The organism is Streptomyces sp. CB02009 (assembly GCF_001905825.1).
Lineage (GTDB): Bacteria > Actinomycetota > Actinomycetes > Streptomycetales > Streptomycetaceae > Streptomyces.
Window position 1 is genome coordinate 90,740 of sequence record NZ_LIVV01000009.1, and the last position, 18,245, is coordinate 108,984.

Annotated in this window: 30 protein-coding genes; all 30 read left to right on the top strand. The window is 73.1% G+C overall.

Features of this window, described 5'->3' with window-relative positions:
• Positions 1 to 26: 26 nt before the first annotated feature.
• The gene (locus AMK27_RS31080; protein ID WP_073915735.1) at positions 27 to 542 is read left to right on the top strand and encodes a hypothetical protein; all 516 of its coding nucleotides are present in this window, start codon (positions 27 to 29) and stop codon (positions 540 to 542) included.
• Positions 539 to 976 carry a hypothetical protein gene (locus AMK27_RS31085; RefSeq protein WP_073915739.1) on the top strand — a complete coding sequence of 146 codons (438 nt, stop codon included), beginning with the start codon at positions 539 to 541 and terminating at the stop codon, positions 974 to 976. Before AMK27_RS31080 ends, AMK27_RS31085 begins: the two co-directional genes overlap by 4 nt.
• Positions 976 to 1,596 carry a zinc finger domain-containing protein gene (locus AMK27_RS31090; RefSeq protein ID WP_073915743.1) on the top strand — a complete coding sequence of 207 codons (621 nt, stop codon included), beginning with the start codon at positions 976 to 978 and terminating at the stop codon, positions 1,594 to 1,596. Before AMK27_RS31085 ends, AMK27_RS31090 begins: the two co-directional genes overlap by 1 nt.
• Complete coding sequence (locus AMK27_RS31095; protein ID WP_073915746.1) at positions 1,589 to 1,873, top strand: hypothetical protein; 285 nt, start codon at positions 1,589 to 1,591, stop codon at positions 1,871 to 1,873. Before AMK27_RS31090 ends, AMK27_RS31095 begins: the two co-directional genes overlap by 8 nt.
• Positions 1,870 to 2,076, top strand: coding sequence for a hypothetical protein (locus AMK27_RS31100; protein ID WP_073915749.1), 207 nt, complete (start codon positions 1,870 to 1,872; stop codon positions 2,074 to 2,076). Before AMK27_RS31095 ends, AMK27_RS31100 begins: the two co-directional genes overlap by 4 nt.
• Positions 2,077 to 2,079: 3 nt before the next feature.
• Positions 2,080 to 2,487 (top strand): hypothetical protein, encoded by a 408-nt coding sequence (locus tag AMK27_RS31105; protein WP_073915752.1) that lies wholly within the window; start codon positions 2,080 to 2,082, stop codon positions 2,485 to 2,487.
• Positions 2,488 to 2,555: 68 nt separating this feature from the next.
• Entirely contained in the window at positions 2,556 to 3,668 is a 1,113-nt protein-coding gene (locus AMK27_RS31110; protein ID WP_073915755.1) for a hypothetical protein, read from the top strand.
• Between the two features lie 40 nt (positions 3,669 to 3,708).
• Positions 3,709 to 4,020, top strand: a complete 312-nt coding sequence (locus AMK27_RS31115; protein WP_073915758.1) for a hypothetical protein — start codon at positions 3,709 to 3,711, stop codon at positions 4,018 to 4,020.
• Entirely contained in the window at positions 4,017 to 4,682 is a 666-nt protein-coding gene (locus AMK27_RS31120; RefSeq protein ID WP_073915761.1) for a LuxR C-terminal-related transcriptional regulator, read from the top strand. Before AMK27_RS31115 ends, AMK27_RS31120 begins: the two co-directional genes overlap by 4 nt.
• A 10-nt stretch (positions 4,683 to 4,692) precedes the next feature.
• Positions 4,693 to 5,004 carry a WhiB family transcriptional regulator gene (locus tag AMK27_RS31125; RefSeq protein WP_274535754.1) on the top strand — a complete coding sequence of 104 codons (312 nt, stop codon included), beginning with the start codon at positions 4,693 to 4,695 and terminating at the stop codon, positions 5,002 to 5,004.
• Positions 5,004 to 5,714, top strand: coding sequence for a hypothetical protein (locus AMK27_RS31130; RefSeq protein ID WP_073915764.1), 711 nt, complete (start codon positions 5,004 to 5,006; stop codon positions 5,712 to 5,714). The genes AMK27_RS31125 and AMK27_RS31130 overlap by 1 nt, the downstream gene beginning before the upstream one ends.
• 41 nt (positions 5,715 to 5,755) lie before the next feature.
• Entirely contained in the window at positions 5,756 to 6,748 is a 993-nt protein-coding gene (locus tag AMK27_RS31135) for a hypothetical protein (RefSeq protein ID WP_073915767.1), read from the top strand.
• Positions 6,745 to 7,437 carry a hypothetical protein gene (locus tag AMK27_RS31140; protein WP_073915770.1) on the top strand — a complete coding sequence of 231 codons (693 nt, stop codon included), beginning with the start codon at positions 6,745 to 6,747 and terminating at the stop codon, positions 7,435 to 7,437. Before AMK27_RS31135 ends, AMK27_RS31140 begins: the two co-directional genes overlap by 4 nt.
• Positions 7,434 to 7,967: an HTH domain-containing protein gene (locus AMK27_RS31145; protein WP_073915773.1), complete on the top strand. Its 534-nt coding sequence runs from the start codon at positions 7,434 to 7,436 to the stop codon at positions 7,965 to 7,967. The genes AMK27_RS31140 and AMK27_RS31145 overlap by 4 nt, the downstream gene beginning before the upstream one ends.
• Positions 7,964 to 8,326 carry a DUF6221 family protein gene (locus tag AMK27_RS31150; RefSeq protein WP_073915776.1) on the top strand — a complete coding sequence of 121 codons (363 nt, stop codon included), beginning with the start codon at positions 7,964 to 7,966 and terminating at the stop codon, positions 8,324 to 8,326. Before AMK27_RS31145 ends, AMK27_RS31150 begins: the two co-directional genes overlap by 4 nt.
• A gap of 100 nt (positions 8,327 to 8,426) precedes the next feature.
• A complete protein-coding gene (locus AMK27_RS31155; protein ID WP_073915779.1) occupies positions 8,427 to 8,675 on the top strand; it encodes a MerR family transcriptional regulator in 249 nt (82 codons plus the stop codon).
• A gap of 153 nt (positions 8,676 to 8,828) precedes the next feature.
• On the top strand, positions 8,829 to 9,020 hold the full coding sequence (locus AMK27_RS31160; protein ID WP_073915782.1) for a hypothetical protein: 192 nt from the start codon (positions 8,829 to 8,831) through the stop codon (positions 9,018 to 9,020).
• A gap of 3 nt (positions 9,021 to 9,023) precedes the next feature.
• Positions 9,024 to 9,314 carry an HNH endonuclease gene (locus AMK27_RS31165; RefSeq protein ID WP_073915785.1) on the top strand — a complete coding sequence of 97 codons (291 nt, stop codon included), beginning with the start codon at positions 9,024 to 9,026 and terminating at the stop codon, positions 9,312 to 9,314.
• Between the two features lie 9 nt (positions 9,315 to 9,323).
• Positions 9,324 to 9,680 carry a hypothetical protein gene (locus AMK27_RS31170; protein WP_073915788.1) on the top strand — a complete coding sequence of 119 codons (357 nt, stop codon included), beginning with the start codon at positions 9,324 to 9,326 and terminating at the stop codon, positions 9,678 to 9,680.
• 120 nt (positions 9,681 to 9,800) lie between these two features.
• A complete protein-coding gene (locus tag AMK27_RS42045) occupies positions 9,801 to 10,403 on the top strand; it encodes a helix-turn-helix domain-containing protein (RefSeq protein ID WP_107425716.1) in 603 nt (200 codons plus the stop codon).
• Positions 10,360 to 11,964, top strand: a complete 1,605-nt coding sequence (locus tag AMK27_RS31185) for a terminase large subunit domain-containing protein (protein ID WP_241847654.1) — start codon at positions 10,360 to 10,362, stop codon at positions 11,962 to 11,964. Before AMK27_RS42045 ends, AMK27_RS31185 begins: the two co-directional genes overlap by 44 nt.
• 14 nt (positions 11,965 to 11,978) lie before the next feature.
• On the top strand, positions 11,979 to 13,151 hold the full coding sequence (locus tag AMK27_RS31190; protein ID WP_073915790.1) for a phage portal protein: 1,173 nt from the start codon (positions 11,979 to 11,981) through the stop codon (positions 13,149 to 13,151).
• Between the two features lie 2 nt (positions 13,152 to 13,153).
• A complete protein-coding gene (locus AMK27_RS31195) occupies positions 13,154 to 13,834 on the top strand; it encodes an HK97 family phage prohead protease (protein WP_073915793.1) in 681 nt (226 codons plus the stop codon).
• A 92-nt stretch (positions 13,835 to 13,926) separates the two neighbouring features.
• Entirely contained in the window at positions 13,927 to 15,168 is a 1,242-nt protein-coding gene (locus tag AMK27_RS31200; RefSeq protein ID WP_073915796.1) for a phage major capsid protein, read from the top strand.
• A 64-nt stretch (positions 15,169 to 15,232) separates the two neighbouring features.
• Positions 15,233 to 15,517 (top strand): hypothetical protein, encoded by a 285-nt coding sequence (locus tag AMK27_RS31205; RefSeq protein ID WP_143204890.1) that lies wholly within the window; start codon positions 15,233 to 15,235, stop codon positions 15,515 to 15,517.
• A 3-nt stretch (positions 15,518 to 15,520) separates the two neighbouring features.
• Positions 15,521 to 16,117: a phage gp6-like head-tail connector protein gene (locus AMK27_RS31210; protein WP_107425717.1), complete on the top strand. Its 597-nt coding sequence runs from the start codon at positions 15,521 to 15,523 to the stop codon at positions 16,115 to 16,117.
• Positions 16,118 to 16,126: 9 nt separating this feature from the next.
• Complete coding sequence (locus tag AMK27_RS31215) at positions 16,127 to 16,579, top strand: hypothetical protein (protein WP_073915802.1); 453 nt, start codon at positions 16,127 to 16,129, stop codon at positions 16,577 to 16,579.
• A complete protein-coding gene (locus tag AMK27_RS31220) occupies positions 16,576 to 17,307 on the top strand; it encodes a hypothetical protein (protein ID WP_073915804.1) in 732 nt (243 codons plus the stop codon). The genes AMK27_RS31215 and AMK27_RS31220 overlap by 4 nt, the downstream gene beginning before the upstream one ends.
• Before the next feature lie 6 nt (positions 17,308 to 17,313).
• Positions 17,314 to 17,724 (top strand): hypothetical protein, encoded by a 411-nt coding sequence (locus AMK27_RS31225; RefSeq protein ID WP_073915807.1) that lies wholly within the window; start codon positions 17,314 to 17,316, stop codon positions 17,722 to 17,724.
• A complete protein-coding gene (locus AMK27_RS31230) occupies positions 17,724 to 18,236 on the top strand; it encodes a hypothetical protein (RefSeq protein WP_073915810.1) in 513 nt (170 codons plus the stop codon). The genes AMK27_RS31225 and AMK27_RS31230 overlap by 1 nt, the downstream gene beginning before the upstream one ends.
• The last annotated feature ends 9 nt before the right edge of the window (positions 18,237 to 18,245 follow it).

Here is an 18,245-nt window from a genome sequence, read left to right on the forward strand (position 1 = left end):
TCAGCGAAGCCGAAGGGGAAGCACCGGTGACGAACCTCATCACGCCCGAGCGACTCGCCGAGATCCTCGCGGGCCAGAACACGTACCGCACCATCGGCCAGTTGGACCGGGACATCCGGGACCTCCTGGCCGAGCGCGAGCAGCTGCTCGCCGACGCGGCGACCCGAGGGAAGGACACGGGTAACGCCCGCGGGTCCACCCACGCAGCCGCACCGCACCGCGCCACCCGGGCCGAGGTCCGGTTCACCGCGTACGGACTGGTTCCGCTGATCGGTCCGGTCGTGGAGGACCTGGAGCCGGACTACTACGGGCACGTCTACCGCCAGCTCGGCGGCTGGCTCCCCGACACCTGGAGCGGCGAGCACCTGCGCGGAACCGAGCGCATGGAGTTCGCGCACGTGCCGGGCCTGGTGATGCCGGCCGACATCAACGTTCAGGTCCAGACGCGGGCGTCTCGCGACGGCTCGCGCTACATGACCGTCCAGTGGCGCCGCGAGCGCCCGACCACCACCCGCCGCACTGAGATGGAGCTGCACGGATGACCGGCCCCGAGCACTACCACGAGGCCGAGCGCCTCCTGCAGGACCTGACCCGCATGGCTGGAGGAACCGGCGGTGGGGTGCGCGAGGCCATCCTCGCCGAGGCGCAGGTCCACGCCACGCTCGCCCTCGTCGCCGTCGAGTCGGTGTCCGCCGTGCCCGCCGGTGCCGTCACGGTCTACCGGGCCGCGTACGAGCACTCGCCGTTCCCGGTCGGCCTGTACGTCACCCCCGAGGCCGCCCGGGCGCACTGTGAGGACCTCGTCAGCGACGAGCACCCGGCGGCCGTCGCCCTGTTCTTCGAGTGGGCGGTCGACGAGGACGAGCCCGAGGTGTGCGAGCTGGACGTGCGGATCGGCGACCAGCGGACGTCCACCGGCTACACCGTCACGGCCGTCGTCGCCGAGGCCTCCTACGACCCGGAGGCCGACGCGTGATGCAAGCCCCCGCCCTCACCCTCCCGCAGGTCTCCGTCGCCTGTCCGGCCTGCGGGTCGGCCGCCGGACGGCTGTGCACCAGCCACGAAGGGAGCCGCTACCGCCGTAACGACGTCCACCGTGAGCGCCGCGCCGCCTGGGCCGCGCTGCAGACGTCGAGGGCGAAAGCCCGCGCCGCCCACGTGGCCGGAGCGGCCGCGCCGATCGTCGTCGAGACGCCCGTCGAGGCGCCGCCCGTCGACACGATCGAGCACGGCACGCCCCGCGGCTACAACCAGCACCGCACCCGCAAGGTTCCGTTCTGCCAGCCGTGCCGTGACGCGCTCAACGCGCAGAACCGCGCCCGCCGGGCCGAACGCGCGGGGGCCTCGGCGGCGCAGCAGACGTGGAACCGCGGCCACGTCGGTACGCCGACGGCTCCGGCCCCGGTGCCGACCGGTCGGGACTGCCCGGTCTCGGGGTGCGGCGAGCTCGCCACCGCCCCGCGGCCGAGGGCCCGCATGGTCCGCGTCTCCTGGCCCGACTCCCGTGAGCCCGGCCGCTGGTACTGCCCCGGCGCCTGCCAGGCGTACGGGCTGGCGCTGGCCGAGATCCGGGCGATCGGAGGCCGCGATGCGTGACGCGCTCCCCCTGGCCGTCCTCGTGCTGCTGCTCCTGGGCGCGGCAACCGCCGCCGTCGGCGTCGGATGCCTCACGGTGGCCAGTGCCCGGGCCCTGCACCGGCTCTTCTTCCCTCGCCCCCGGGTACGGCTGCACCGCGTAGTCCCGACCCCCCGCCGGTACGTGTGGGTGGCCTGCGACACCCCGCGCTGCGGGCACCTGCAGACGCCGCACTACCCGGCCGGTCCCGGCCAGGTGCAGTGCAACCACTGCAGCGCGATCCGCCCCCGGCCATGACCCGCCGCCCGTTCCGGCCGTGTGAGCTCCCCGGCCCGCACGGCCTCGGCCGGCCCCGCCTGTACGTCACCGGCTGGCGCTGCGACCGCCACACCCCCGCCGCCCTCGCCGGACGCCCCGAGTCCCCACCCGGGCCCGGCTGGCCACCCGGCAACTACCTCAACGCCCGCACCGACGAACCACAGCCGCACCCCCAGGAGTAGCCCGTGAGCATCCCGACCCCTGCCGACGTCATGCGCCGTGCGCAGCACCCACTCATCGCGCCCGGCCTCCACAACCCGACCGTCGACGAGCCGTACCGGGCTCTGTGGGAGCGCGGGATCACCGGCTCCGAGCTGCTGAGCCAGACCACGCTCGTCGCCCTGGCGCTGGCCACGCATGCCGAGTGGGCCACCGGCCGGATCCCCGAGGAGGCACAGCCGCGCCTGGGCCGCCTCGTCGACTGCACCGCGCTGCCCTCCTGGCAGGTGTGCAGCTCCCTGGCCTTCCTTGAGGCGCGCGGCTGGATCGTCCGGGACGACCGGCGCCGCCGCTGGAGCGTCGCGTCCGTACAGCTCGCCATCCCCGGCCCGATCATGCGCCGCCTCAAGAAGGCCTCCCGCACCGCCTCCTGAGGGCTCCGGCCGGGGCTCCGCGCCCCGGCCCAGCCCTGCCACACCCGCACCAACCTGAGAGGCACCCCGTGGACGACGAGCAGCAGCGCAGGCCGAGCGGCAACAGCGTCGCGCACGCCTTCGGCAACGCGCTCGCCCGACAGTGGGCCGCACAGCTGCCCCGCCCCCTCACCGGAGGGTTCCTCACCACCCTGTACGCGGTGCGCCAACTCGCCTCCGCCGACGGCCGCCTGCGCTACGAGCGGGACGGCGCCGCCATCACCCTCGCCCAGATCTCCGCCGCGTCCCGCTGCGATCTCAAGGACACCCGCACCTACCTCGCCGCGGCCGTCGCCGCCGGCGTCCTGGCCATCGTCGAGGACGGCCACGGCCAGGGCCGCACCCGGGGGCGCGCCGTGATGTACGCGCTGCTGCTGTGCCCCACGCCGGACTGGGAGCGCGCCGCCGGCCTCGTGTGGATCGCGCAGCAGGAGAAGAAGGAGAAGCGTGCGGCCGCCGCCGCCCGCAAGGCCGCCCGGGCGGACGGAGGGTCGGGGGACAGTGCCCCTACCCCCGACACCGACACCTCGGGGGACTGTCCCCCTACCTCTCAGGCGCCTACCTCGGGGGACTGTCCCCCTACCTCTCAGGCGCCTACCTCGGGGGACTGTCCCCCTAGGTCCGGCGAGGAGGGGTGGGGGGACAGTGCCCCTACCCAGGTAGGGGGACAGTCCCCCGAGGAGGTAGGGGCACAGTCCCCCCACCACCCAGGAAGTACCCATGTACTACCCCATGAGATGGCTGGGGTTGTACCTCAGCTACAGGACGTGCGCGGGCCCGCGAGCGAGACGAAGATCCCGCAGCAGCCCGAGAAGCACCGCCGCTGCGCGGGCGGCTGCGGCCAGCCCGTCATCCGGTCCGACCGGATGGTGTGCACCGGATGCGAGCGCCGCGCACAACAGGCCCGCGAGCAGCCCTCCGTGCCCGTGCAAGGCGCGTTCATGATCTCGCTGCCCTCCGGGACCCCTCCGGCCCCCCGCAGCGCCCCACGGGCCGCTCAGGGCTCCTGGCCCCAGGTCGACCCGTTCGCGCCGCTGCGGACCTGCGAGTGCGGCCGCGCCTACCGCGCCACCACCCCCGGCGGTGGCTGCCCCGACTGCCTCGACGCCGCCGACCGCGAGCACACCGCCGGCACCGGCTGACCCGCTGCTCCCCGCCCGACTCACGACCCTGGAGACCTCGATGTCCACGCCTCACGGCTCGACGCCGTGCCCCAGCTGCAGCCAGCCCATCCGATGGGCCACCACCGCCGCCACCGGCGCCCGCCAGGCCATCAACCCCGCCACCGACCCCAAGGGCAACCTCGGCGCCTACACCGACGGCACCGGCCGCCTCCGCGTCCGCGTCCTCACCGCCGAGCGCCCCTCCCTCGAGGGAGCCGAGTGGCGCGCCATGCCCCATCACGCCACCTGCCCCCGCCCCAAGCCCCGCCGCAGCATCCCCCGGCAGCGCAACGGCGTACGCCCCGCCCCGTGGCAGAGGTGGGCACGGTGACCGCCCAGCAACCTCCCCGCGTCCCGGCCGCCGTGGCCGCCGTCGTCGCCACCCAGGCCCTCACCCGCCTCGGCCACCGCATCACCACCGAGGAGGCCAGCATCCTGGGGCGCGCCACCGTCGAGGCCCTGGCCGCCGACGGCTGGACCATCGCCCCCACGCCCGCCGGCGTACGCCGCCTCTCGCAGGTGTCCCCGGCCCTGTGGGAACACGATCTGCCCGTCCTGGCCGGCCTCGCCCGCGGCCGCACCGCCCGGGAGATCGCCACCGAGATGGACACCCCCGAGCCCACCGTCCGCCAGCGCATCGCCCGCCTCCTGGGGCGCACTGGCGCCGCGAACTCCGCCGAACTGCTTGCCATCGCATACCAGTCCGGATGGATGGCCGCCCTGGCCCCCGAGCCCCGCGGGCCCATCACGCTTACACAGCAGCAGCTGCAGATCCTCGCCCTCATCGCCGACGGCCTCGACAACACGGCCATCGCCGACGTCCTCGGCATGCCGCTCAACACCGCCATCGGCCACATGCGCCGCGTGTACGCCGCCCTGGACGCCACCCGCCCGGGTCAGCGCAACCACTCCTCCCGCTGCCTCGCCGTCGCCCTCGCCTACCAGCACGGGCTCCTCCCCTTCCCCGCCCGCCCCGCCACGCCCGCCGCCTAGGAGCGCCCGCATGCACACCTCCCCGGTCCTGCCCCTCATCGTGACCATGGCCCTGGCTGCCCTGGCCCACGGCTACGAGCAGGTCGACGCCCCCGGCCCCGGCTTTAACGGCCTCGGCCACTGCGCCGAGTTGGACCCGGAACTGTTCTTCCCCGAGCGCGTCAACTCGGTGTCCACCCACGACGCCAAGGCCACCTGCGCGGGCTGCCCGGTCCGGCAGGCCTGCATGAACTGGGCCCTCGACAACGGCGAGGAGTACGGCGTCTGGGGCGGCCTGGACGAGCGGGAACGCCGCGCCCTGCGCCGCGCCCGTACGGCGTGATGGCCGCCCTGGTGCTCGCCGCCGCGTTCACCGCCCTCGTCGTCCTGGCCGCCGCTGTCCCCCTCGGCCACATCGCCCACCGCTCGCTCATCCCCCGACAGCGCTGGCGCTACTGGGCGCACCGCGCCGGCCTCCTGCGCTCGCCCAGCTGCTCCGTCTGGGGCGTGCCGTTCGGCACCGCCCGGATGCGCCGCCGCCGCCTCGCCCGTACCGCTCAGCACCCCCAGGAGTCACCCATGGACCACGTCCCCAGCGCCATCACCGTCGCGTCCCTGCGCACCCACCGGCTGATCCTCGTCGTCGACAACGACGGAGGCGGTCAGACGCGCAGCAACCTGCCCCGGCCCGCCGCGGCCGCCGTCTTGCGCAGCATCGCCCAGATCCTCGGCGACCAGGAGTGCGACCGCGAGGTCTGCCTGGAAGGGGTCTTCACCGGAGTCCTCTGCGCCGACCACGCATCGGCTACCGAGCAGGACCCGACCACCGCCGACGACCCGACCCCGCTGCGCTGGGGCCTCGGCGACGTCCTCCACGGCGACGACGACACCGTCACCGTCTGCCTCTCCGGGCCCGACCGCGAGCCGTACGCCCTGGAGCTCACCCCCGACCGCGCCAGGGCGCTGCGGGCGGACCTCGCCACGCCCGCCGGCCGTACCGCGCGGGCCGAGGCGGCCCTCCGCAAGGCCCTCGCTCCGCAGAACAGCCAGTGACCCGCGACGGCGCGCCCACGCCCACCCCAGGAGACCGCACCATGTTCCCGACTCTCATCCACACCCCCGGCCTCCGCCGGTTCGCCTACGACCTCGACGCCGAACGCCAGCTGCAGCTCGCCCGGTTCGGGGAGCAGCGCCATCCCGACGGCACCGGCCGCGCCGGATACGTCGAGAAGGCCAACACGGCCCGGGACGCTTGCCAGTTCGACGCCGCGATCGTCGAGGGCGGCCCCCGCTGGTCGCTGATCCTCCTCGAGGAGGTCTACGAGGCCCTCGCCGAGTCCGACCCGGCCCGGCTGCGCGCGGAGCTCGTCCAGGTCGCCGCCGTCTGCGCCGCCTGGGTCAACGACATCGACCAGCGCACGGCCGGCACCTCGGAGGCCGAGGCCGTTGCGGTGGCCACCGTGAAGCTGCGCGCGATCCTTGCCCCCGGCAGCCCCGCCGAGCAGCAGGCCAGCGCCACTTACGCCGCCGCCCTCGGCCAGGACGACACCGCCCACCCCAGCGACGCCGAGACCGCCCACACCACCATCGCCAGCCTCACCGAGAACCTCACCGCGCAGGAGCAGCTCCGGCTCAACTCCGTGGCCGCAGCGATCTACGAGTGGAACAACCCCGACCGCCCATGGGTCCTGGCGCACCCCCACGACCGCATCTGCTACACCGGGGACGCCTACGCCGCCATGACCGCCCTGCGCAGGCCGCCGAGCAACGATCCGTTCGTGGTCGGCTTCCGGCTCCATCTCCGCCAGGGCAGGGCCCTCGACGGCGCCCTGTTTCCCTCCGGCCGCTGCCTCGTCGTCGAGGACGGCGCCGGCGGCCTGATCACCGCCGCCCTGTCCATCGACGACCTCGTCCGCGGCTACCCGGACGCCCGCGTCGAGTGGCCCGAGTCGAGCGCCACCGCCCGCGTGCTCGCGTGGTGCGACGACCTCGACGCCTCGGCCCGCCTGCAGCACGGCGACCCGCACGCCGAGCACCCCCACGCCGTCGCCCTCCGCCTCATCATCGACCCGCAGGAGAGCCCGTGAGCCTCTGCCTGATCTGCACCCACACCGCCGAGCCCCCCCGTACGGCATGCGCCCGGTGCGAGCACCGCATCCGCGGCTGGCTCGCAGAGATCCCCCGCCAACTCGTGCTGCTCACCGCCTCCCTCGAACTCGGCACCCGCCCCGCCCAAGGGTTCGGCGGCGCCGGCCGCGCGCACTCCCCGCTCCCCGTACGCGCCGACGTCCTCAACCTCCTCGGCCCGGCCGCGCCCGGGCCCGTCCGCGACACCGCCGGCGACCAGAGCGACCGCCAGCCCGTCCACGCCGTCCTGCACGCCTGGGCCGACCAACTCGCCGACGACCTCGGCCACATGCTCCCGCCCATCAACCCCAGCGCCCCGTACGCCGACTACCTCGCCCGCCACCTCGGCCACGCCGTCCGCGCCCGCTGGATCGCGCTCATGCACGCCGAGCTCGACGACCTCATCCGCCGCATCCGGGCCGTCACCACCACCGAGCCCCGTCGCGACACCCTCCAGGCCCCTTGCCCGGCCTGCCAGGCATTCGCGCTCGGCCGCGTCGACTGGGAGACCTACATCGACTGCGCCGCCTGCGGCCAGCTGCTCACCCGCGAGGAGTACGACGCCCACCGCGCCCTCGTCATGCCCCCGCTCGCCCGCATCGGCATCCTCATCGCCGCCCACGACCACCTCGCCCAGGAGGCCTCATGACCACCGCGACAGACGAGGCCGCCGTCGCGACGCGGCGCGAGAAAGTCGCGCAACTGCTCCGCGACAGATGGACCCAACGCGCGATCGCCGACAACCTCGGCGTCAGCAAAGACACCATCTATCGCGACGTCCAGGCCCTGACGCGCGCCGCCGCGACGCCCCCCGACCAGGACACTCGCGCACCAGGCGCGACGGAGATCCTCGACGTCGCGCTCCCCGCCGCGACGCCCCCCGAGGCCACCGCGACGGCGTCGCGCGACACCGCGACACCGGCCGCGCCCTGCCTCGCCCTGCCCCTCGACGCGGCGCTCCTGGCCGACCTCGCCACCCTCACCGCCAACGGCACCTCGCCCGAGGAGGCCATCCGCCACGCCCTCGCGCACGTCGCCAAGGGCTACCGGCTCGCGTGGGGCATCGGCCTCTACCCCGTCACCGTCGACCCGGTCCTCAGCCACCCCCGGGTCAACGCCTACCAGCCGACCACCCCTGAGACCGTGCTCCCGGACACGCCGAAGAGACAGACGCTATGACAACCGAGCTCCTCGCCTTCCTCGACGCCCGCATCACCGACGACGAGCGCAGCATCGGTGACGCTCAGACCGTCAGCTCCGCGCTTCCTCGGCACGTGGTCGGCACCATGGGAGGCACCACCGTCCTCATGTCCGCCTGGCGGTTCCACGCCGAGACCGAAGCCAAGCGGCGCATCCTCAGCGCCCACCCGATCGAGCCGTACGACGATGACCCGACGATCGGGTTCTGCCAGGAATGCCAGCGCGGCGGCGCAGCCGGGATTGCTCCCTGCACCACGCTGCGCCTCCTCGCCCTCCCGTACGCCGACCACCCCGACTACCGGCCTGAGTGGCGACCGCACGTAACCGGCTGGACATGATCGCCACTTAGCGCAACACTGATGCCAGCGCCACACGTGCGCCCGCACACCACCACGGCCCCCTCGACGAGGGGGCCGTCGCCGTTCCCGGAGGTGAGTCGTGGCCACCCTCTACACCGCCGCCGAGGCCGCCGAGCACGCCACCCAGTGGCGCCGCCTCCTCTCTGCCGGCGCCGCCGCCGTCACCCCGATCACCATCCGTTCCTGGGCCCGGCGCGGCCACCTCAAGGCAGTCGGCCTCAACGGCCGTGGCCACCCCCTCTACGCGCACGTGGACGTCGCCCGCGCCGAGGCCGCCACCCGCAGCCGCGCCCTACGTCTCGTCGGCATCCCACAGACCCGGCCGTAGCCCGTACGGCCAACAGAGGTCCAGGGACGGAGTCAGGCTCTCCTCGACACGAGTGCACCCCTGGCCACCGCCTGGATGCGGTATCCGCAAGGACCGTGACGGCGCCCAGTCCTAGGTCACTGGGCGCCGCTCAGCTTCCCCAGGAGGTACCCGATGGCCCAGCACCTCGTAGAGATCGAGTACGGCGTACGGCAGGTGGCTGAGCCGAGCGTCCCCGGATGGATCCAGTACGAGCACGACGGCTCCTCACACGCATGGTGCGGCTGCGGGTTCGACACCGGCTGGGTGGCCATCGCCGAGGCCACCGAGGCAGCGCGGGCACACCGCCTGACGATGGCGGGGTAGGGCATGGCGGACCGCAGCGACCTCACCGCGTACGGCTACCGCAAGGCCCGCGCCCACTTCCTCGCCGAGCAGGACGTGTGCCACCTCTGCGGCCACGCTGGCGCCGACGTGGTCGACCACATCACCCCCGTCAGCAAGGGCGGCGACCCCCGCGACCCCGACAACTGGGCCCCCGCGCACGGCGTCAACCGCTGCCCCACCTGCGGACGGAACTGCAACGGCGAGAAGAGCGACAAGCCCCTCACCGCCGCTGCTCCCCTCAACACCTCACGCGACTGGTACGCCGGACCCTAGGAGCGCCCCATGCCCGAACCCCGTTCGGTACAGATCGCCCTCGACGGAGCCGGACGCGGCACCGTCAAGGTCAACCACGTGGACATCAGCCGTTCCGTCCGCGGGCTGACCCTCCGCGCGGAGGTCGACGAGCTCCCGAGGATCGAGCTGGAGCTCCTCGTGTTCGACGTCGCCACCCATGCCGAGGTCGCCAAGGTCTACATCCCGGAGGAGACGGAGGCCGCGCTCATCGCCCTCGGCTGGGACCCGCCCGTCGGGCACCCCGACTCCCAGCGCACGCAGGACAGCAGCGCGCCCCGCCTATGGCTCAACGACCGGGTCACTGGTACGACACCTGACCCTGCGCCCGGGCTCGACTCCGGCTGAGCGCGCCGGAGTTTTTGGCCGGGGCCTCTTCCCAGCCCCGCGCCCAGCTTTCATTTTTCTCCCCCCGGCCCTGACCAGCCCGTATGCGACTCCTGGGCCTGACTTGAGGGGAGGCGGAGCATGGCGGCACGCGCCACCTCGATCGGCCCGGCCGGGCAGCACGTCGCCCAGGCCGTGGCCAGGCTCCGCGAGGCCCGCTCCTGGGATCAGGCCGCGCTCGTCGCCCGCCTCGCCACCGAGGGCCTGGCCATCTCCCAGCCGATCCTGTCCCGCGTTGAGGCCGGCACCCGCCGCGTGGACGTCGACGAGCTCCTCGCCCTGGCCGTCGCGCTCGGCGTCGCGCCCGTCGCCCTCCTGCCCCCAGTCGTCACCGATGCGGCACCGTCCGGCCCGGGCGGCATGCGGGGCGTGTCCGCCGGTCTCGTCGTCGTCGACGAGCTCGGCGCGGTGAGCACCGCGCTCGCCGAGGACCTCGACGAGCTCGGCGACCTCACAGGTATGGAGCCCACCCTCGCCGCCACCGCCGTACGGCTCGCCGAGCTCGTCGACGGCGGGCAGCCCGTCCCGTGCGACGAGTGCGGGCACCTCGTACGCGGACTGGCCGACGCCCGGACTCTCCCCCAGCTGACGCGCGAGCTGCGGGCGACCGTAGCCGCGCTGCTGGAGGGGCGGACCGTGGATGACGACGACGATGACGACCTCGGCGACCTCGGCGACATCTGAGAAGACCTGGGCGCCGCCGGCCTCGTTCGCCGCCGACCTCCTCGACCGGTACGGGCTCACGTGCCCGCCACTCTGGGGCACCCCCCGCAACCCGGCTTTCCCCAGCCTCGGCCCCAAGCTGTGGAAGGTCATGGAGCGCCTCGGCGCCCCGCCGATGCCGTGGCAGAAGTACGTCAGCGACGTCGCCCTGGAGATCAACCCGGCCACCGGCCTGTTCGTGCACCGCGAGGTCGGCCTGTCGGTCTCCCGGCAGCAGGGCAAGACCGAGCTCACCCTCGCTGCCCAGGTCCACCGCGCGCTCGCGTGGAAGCGCCAGCGGATCGTCTACGCCGCCCAGACCCGGGGCATGGCGCGCGAGCGCTGGGAGGATGAGTTCTGGGAGAAGATCGCCGCCTCCCCGATCGCCCCGCGTGCCCGCATCCGCAAGTCCAACGGCAACGAGGCGATTCTGTGGCCCAAGACCCGCAGCCGCATGGGCATCACCGCCAACACGGAGAAGGCCGGGCACGGGCCGCCGCTCGACCTCGGGTTCATCGACGAGGCCTTCGCCCACGAGGACGACCGCCTGGAGCAAGCGTTCTCCCCCGCGATGCTCACGCGCCCCATGGCGCAGCTGTGGTGGGCGAGCGCGGGCGGGACGGAAAAGTCGGTCTGGCTCAACGGCAAGCGGGCCAAGGGCCGCGAGTTGATCGAGGCTCTCTGGGCCGCGCTCGAGGAGGACCCGGCGGCGCTTCGACCGCGCTCGGCGTACTTCGAATGGTTCGCCCCGGACACGATGGCCCGGGACGACCCGGCCACGTGGTACGCCACGCTGCCCGCCCTCGGCCACACCGTCACCGAGGACACCATCCGGGCCGAGCTGGACAAGATGAAGGCCGCCGAGTTCGACCGGGCGTACCTCAACCGGACGAGGAAGTCGACGCCGCCCGACGATCCGAACATCCCCAAGGGTGAGTGGCCCGGGCTGGCCGAGGCCTCCTCGATGCCGGCGGCCGTCGAGCTCGCGCTCGCGGTCGACGTCTCGCAGGACCGCAAGCACGCCAGCATCGGCGCCGCGATCAAGCGGCCCGACGGACGTGTGCACCTGGAGCTCATCGACCGCCGCGCCGGTACCGCCTGGGTGGTGCCCGCCGTCGTCCGGCTCGCCGCTCTGTGGCAGCCGCTCGTCGTCGCGGTGTCCGGCTCCGGCACTCCGGCCGGCTCCCTCGTCGACGACCTCGTCACCGCTGGAATCACCGCCCCGAAGAAGAACAAGAAGGGTGACCCGGTGCCGCACCGCGGACACCTCGTCGTCGTGCGGGGCGGCGACATGACCGAGGCGTGCGGCCAGCTCGCCGACGCGATCCGGCAGGACACCGTCCGGCACATCGACCAGGCCCCGCTCACCGGCGCCGTCAACGGCGGCCGCACCCGGCGCATCGGTGACGCCTGGGTCATCGACCGCACCGCGTCCCTCGTCGACGTCGCCCCGCTCGTCGCGGTGACCGAGGCCCGCTGGGCGCTGCTGACCAAGGGGCCGGCGGTCCTGGACGACTACGACGTACTCAGCAGCATCGGATGACAGGAGGTGGCGGTATGCCGCGCTGGACCAGGGCGCTCGCCGCGCCGTTCCGGCGGCTCGGCCAGATCACGAAGCGGGCGATCACTTCGCTGCCCTGGGGCGCCGGAGGCCCGTCGCCGACGGCCATGTCCGCCGAACGGGCCCTCAGCCTGATCCCCGTGTTCGCGTGCGTGCGGATCATCTCCCAGTCCGTGGCCACCCTGCCCCTGCAGCTGTTCCGCCGGGACGGCTCCACCCGCGAGCCGCTGAACTTCGTCCCCCAGCTCTTCTGGGCCCCCGACTCCCAGGGCGACCTTGTGACGTGGCTGACGAAGTGCCTCACGAGCATGCTGCTCCGCGGCAACGCCTACGGCCTGATCACCCAGCGGGACACCCTCGGATTCCCCACGATGATCGAGTGGCTGAACCCCGACGACGTGTGGGTGGACGAGCTCAACCCCGTCCGGCCCGTCTACTACTGGCGCGGCCGGCACGTCGAGACCAGCGACATCGTCCATATCCCGTGGATCGTCCTGCCCGGACACGTCGTCGGCCTGTCCCCGGTCGCCGCGTTCGCCCAGACCATCGGGTTCGGGCTGACCATCACCGAGTACGGGCGCAGCTGGTTCGCCAACGGCGGCACCCCGCCGGCCGTGCTGAAGAACTCCCAGCGGATCATCTCCCCGGCTGACTCCGAGGAGATCTCCGACCGCCTGTCCGCGCGGATCCGGGCCCGTAAGCCGCTCGTCATCGGCTCCGACTGGGACTTCACCGCCCTGTCGGTGAGCCCGGAGGAGTCGCAGTTCATCGAGTCGCTCCGGCTCAACGCCACGCAGATCGCCGCGATCTACGGCGTCCCGCCCACGAAGGTCGGTGGCGAGGCCGGCGGGTCGATGACGTACTCCAGCACCGAGGCCGACGCCAACGACCTGGCCGCGATGACCCTGCGGCCGTGGATGGTCCGCCTGGAGAACGTGTTCTCCCGCCTCATGCCCGGCCGCGAGTACGTGCGGTTCAACGTCGACGCGATGATCCGCACCTCGCTCCTCGACCGCTACAACGCGCACGGAATGGCCATCCGTGACGGCTGGCAGAACCGCGACGAGGTCCGCGCCACCGAGAACAAGGCCCCCATCCCCGGCCCGGCCGGCCAGATCTACGGCCCGCTCCCCGCCCTTCCTGCAGGGACCCCGACCCAGGAGGTATGACCATGGGCGACGCAGAGCGCCGCTTCACCCGCGGCCTCGTCGAGGTCCGCGCCACCGGCGGGACCTCCCGCCAGATTGGCGGCTACGCCGCGAAGTTCAACAAGCTCAGCCAGAACCTGGGCGGGTTCGTCGAGCGCCTCGACCCCGGGTTCTTCGCCAAGAGCGAGGGCGACGGCTGGCCCGAGGTGATGGCCCGCTACAACCACGACGACAACCGGCTCCTGGGCACCACCGAGGCCGAGACGCTCCGGCTCCTCGTCGACGGCACCGGCCTCGACTACAGCGTCGACGTCCCCGCCTCCCGCGAGGACGTCTACGAACTGGTCCAGCGCGGCGACGTCCGCCGCAGCTCGTTCGCGTTCCGCACGTTCGCCGACGACTGGTCGCAGACCGAGGACGGGTTCCCCCTGCGAACCCTGCTCTCCGGCGCGCTCGTCGACGTCGCCCCCGTCAACACCCCCGCGTACATGGACACCTCGACCGGTCTGCGCTCCCTCGCCGAGAAGGCTGGCGCCGACCTCGCCGAGGTCCGCAAGGCGGCCGAGACCGGCGAACTCGGCCGCTTCCTGGGGGCCAAGCCCCCGACCACCCTCGACCTCGCGCCGAGCGGGCAGGGCGACACCCACCCGCTCATCGCGATCCGGCGGCGGCGCGCCGAGCTCGAACTGCGCCGCACCCCCTGAGGCAGGGCGACACCCACCTCGACAACCCCGTCCACACCTGACGCCCCGGCCACCGGCCGCACGGGCGTCGTCGTCATGCCCAAGGAGGGCACATGCCCGCGTACATCAAGCGACTCCAGGAGCAGCGCGCCGGACTCTGGGAGCAGGTCAAGGCCCTGCTTGACAAGGCCGAGGACGAGAAGCGCGACCTCACGGCCGAGGAAGACCAGACCTACCAGCGGCTCAACGGCGAGATCGACGCCATCGACGTCCGCGCGAAGGACCTGGCCGCCGCCGAGCAGCGCACCAAGGACGCCGACGAGACGTTCCGCCAGCTCCTGGAGAAGGAGCCCGCGCCCGAGGCCCGGGGCGGCGCCGCCGACCAGGAGGTCCAGCGGGTCCGCGACTGGCTCACCGGCGCGTCCGGCAGCCGCTCCCTGGACATCGCTCCCGACAAGACACTGCCGCTGGACCAGCGCACGCTGTCCAAGCTCACCGCGGCCGCCGGCGCGAACACGGTCCCGATCAGCTTCTACAACCGGCTCGTCGCCCACATGATCGAGACATCCGGTGTCCTGGCCGCCGGGCCCACCGTTCTGCGCACCGCGACCGGCGAGCAGATGCAGATCCCGAAGACGACCGCGCACTCCTCGTCCGCGTCCATCGTCGCCGAGGCGGGGACCCTGTCCGCGAACGAGCCGACGTTCGGACAGGTCAGCCTCGACGGGTACAAGTACGGCTTCCTGCTCCAGGTCTCCCACGAGCTGGCGAACGACACCGCCGTCGACCTCCTGGGCTACCTCGCCATGCAGGCCGGCCGCGCGCTCGGCAACGGCTTCGGCGTCCACCTCGTCACCGGCGACGGCTCGTCCAAGCCCAACGGTGTCCTGACCGCCTCGACGCTCGGCAAGACCGGCGCCGCGTCCGTGGCCGGCGCCCCGGGCGGCGACGACCTGATCGACATGTTCTACAGCGTCATCGCCCCCTACCGGCAGTCCGGCTCCTGCGGCTGGCTCATGCGGGACGCCACCGTCGCCGCGGTCCGCAAGCTCAAGGACACCACCGGCCAGTACCTCTGGCAGCCCGGCCTCCAGGCCGGCAGCCCGGACACCATCCTCGGCAAGCCGGTCCGGACCGACCCGAACATGCCGGCCGTCGCGCTGGGCGCCAAGTCGATCCTCTTCGGCGACTTCTCCACCTACTTCGTCCGCCAGGTCGAGTCGCTCCGCTTCGAGCGGTCGGACGACTTCGCGTTCAACACCGACCTGATCACCTACCGCGCGATCCTGCGCGGCGACGGCGACCAGGTCGACACCACCGGCGCGATCAAGCACTTCATCGGCAACGCCGCCTGATCACCCCTCGGGGCGGGCCCGAACCGGCCCGCCCCTGGACCCCTTCACCGAGAGGAGCACCACCGTGCGCGTGCGCATGAAGATCAAGATCAGTGGCACCCGGGACGGCCAGGAATGGCCCGACCGCGGCGACGAAATCGACCTCCCCGACGACGAGGCCGAGCAGCTGCTCCGCTACAACGCCGCCGAGGCCGTCACCGAGCCCGAGCCGGACACCACCGACGAGGACGAGGGCGAGCAGGAGGCGGAGGAGACCGACCCCGAGCCCGCGCCGCAGGAGCCGGACGAGGAGACCGCGACCGCCCCGGACACGGCCGAGACGCGGCCCCGCTCACGCCGCAAGGCCTGACCCGTGGTCGCCCCCCTGTACGCCGCCCTGGCCGATCTGCGCGCGATGCTGAACCTCGCCGACGACGACACGAGCCGGGACAACCTCCTCACCACCGCGCTCACGGCGGCGTGCCGGGGGATCGACCGGGCGACCGGCCGCCGGTTCTACCTCGACGAGACCCCCACCGCACGCCTCTACCGCCCGGCCGGACGGACCGTGTGCGGCAGCGACGGCGAGCGCCTGGTCGTCGACGACATCGGCAGCGCCACCGGCCTCGTCGTCGAGACCGGCACCGCCGGCGCCTGGACGCCGGTCACCGGCTACGAGACCGGCCCCGACAACGCACTAGCCCGCGGGCGCCCCGTCACCGCGCTGCTCACCACGGCGAGCTGGGGATCCGGCGCCACACGCGTCCGGGTCACCGCCCAGTGGGGATGGCCGGACGTCCCCGAAGAGATCGAGCAGGCCTCCCTCATCCAGGCCGCCCGCCTCTACCGCCGCAAGGACTCACCCGAGGGCGTCACCGGGTCGGCCGAGTGGGGCGTTGTCCGGCTCTCCCGCCGGGACCCCGACGTGTGGGCCCTGATCGAGCACTTCATCGTCCCCGGCTTCGGATAGGAGGCCCCGATGCGCATGTCCGCCGTCCGCGCCGCGATCGCGGACGCCGCCCGCCAGGTCGTCATGCCCGCCGGCACCGCCGCCCTCACGTCCTCCGGGTATGTCCCGGACTCCGTCAGCGCCCCGCACTTCTTCGTCGGCGAGTACTCCGTCGAGTACGACAAGGCCATGGGCCGCGCCCTCGACGAGGCGGAGTTCACGTGCCGGGTCCTCGTCGGCCGGGCCGACGACCGTGCGGGCCAGGAGCTCCTCGACGACCTCCTCGACGGCTCCGGCCCCGCCTCCCTCAAACAGGCCATCGAGGCCGCCCGCGGCGCCCCCGGCGAGTACGCCCTCGGCGGCCTGGCCGACGACCTCCGCGTGACCCGCATCCAGGGCTACCGCTGGTACGAGCACGCCGGAATCCAGTACGTGGGCGCCGAACTCATGATCCGCGTCATCGGAAAGGGGGCCCCGTCATGAGCCTCGTCCTGACCAACGTCCGCGCCTTCGCGATCGGCGCCGACCTCACCGGCTCCAGCAGCAAGGTGGAGCTCTCCGGCGAGGTCGAGGAGAAGGACGTCACGACCTACGGAACGAGCGGCTGGAAGGGCGTCATCGGCGGCCTCGGCGCCGCCGAGATCGCCGGGGAAGGGTTCTGGGAGGCCGGTGACCCCGGCCTCGTCGACGACGCGTCATGGGCCCAGCTCGGCGGCGTCGGCCCCTGGACGATCTGCCCGGACACCGCTGCGGTCGGATCCCTCGCCTACCTCACCCGCGCGCTGCGCTCGAACTACCAGCTGGGTGGCGCCGTCGGCGACGTCGCCCCGTGGACCGGCAGCGCTAAGTCGTGCTGGCCGCTGGTCCGCGGGCAGATCGGGCACCCGCCCGGTACCGCCCGCACCGCGACCGGCTCCGGCACCGTCCTCAACCTCGGCGCCATCCCCGCGGGGAAGCGGCTCTACGCCGCGCTGCACGTCCTGTCGGTGGCCGGGACGACGCCCTCGCTCACGGTCTCCGTCGAGTCGGACGACGCCGTCGGCATGGCCACCCCCACCACCCGCCTGAGTTTTGACGCGGCCACGGCCGCCGGCGGGCAGGCCCTGCGGACCGACGCCTCGGCCATCACTGACACGCACTACCGGGTCGCCTGGAGCGTCTCCGGCACGACCCCCTCGTTCATGTTCGCTGTCTCTCTGGGAATCAGGTGATCACCCATGCCGTTCATGGTCCTCACGGCCGAGTACGTCAGCCTCAACGGCGTCGACCTCTCCGAGTACGCCCGCAAGGCGGAGCTCGGCGTCGAGGTCGAGGAGAAGGACGTCACGACCTATGCCAGCGCCGGATGGAAGGTCCTCATCGGCGGCCTCAAGTCCGGTGAGCTGGGCTGCGAGTTCCTCCAGGACTTCGCCAACACCCGCATCGACAGCATCATGTGGCCACTCCTCGGCAGCGTCGTCCCGTTCGAGGTCCGCCCCACCAACGCTGCGGTCGGCACGTCGAACCCCAAGTACACCGGCAGCGTCCTGATCAAGGAGTGGAAGCCGATCGAGGGCAGCGTGGGCGACGAGGCCACCTCCTCGGCGTCCTTCCCGACGTCCGGCCCGGTGCTGCGCGCCACCGCCTGATGGCCGCGAACGGCCTGCCGTTCGAGCTCCACATCGACACCCAGGAGGGCCTCGCCGCGCTCACCCGGGCCATCCGGGCCGAGGCCGACGGCAAGGAGCTCCGCAAGGAGCTCGCGAAGAACATGCGCGAGGCCCTCAAGCCCGCGGCCGCCGAGGCCAAGAGCGGCATCATGTCGATGGCCTCGGCCGGCCCCGGCACCGCCCCCGGGCTGCGCTCCTCGGTCGCCCGCAAGATCCGGCCCGAGGTCAAGCTCGGCGGCCGCTGGTCCGGCGCCCGCGTCAAGGCGTTCAAGACCAAGAACATTCGCCACTTCCCCAACGCCCCCAAGCGCACCAACCGGGCGAGCGGCTGGCGCCACCTCGTCTACGGCCGCGCCGACTCCTGGGTCACCCAGCACGGCAAGGTCGATTGGTTCGACCACGCCATGCAGGGCGTCGGTCCCCAAGCCAAAGAGGCCGTCGAGAAAGCCATGTCCGACATGGCCCGCCGCCTCGCATCCCGCATCGGATAGGAGCACCAC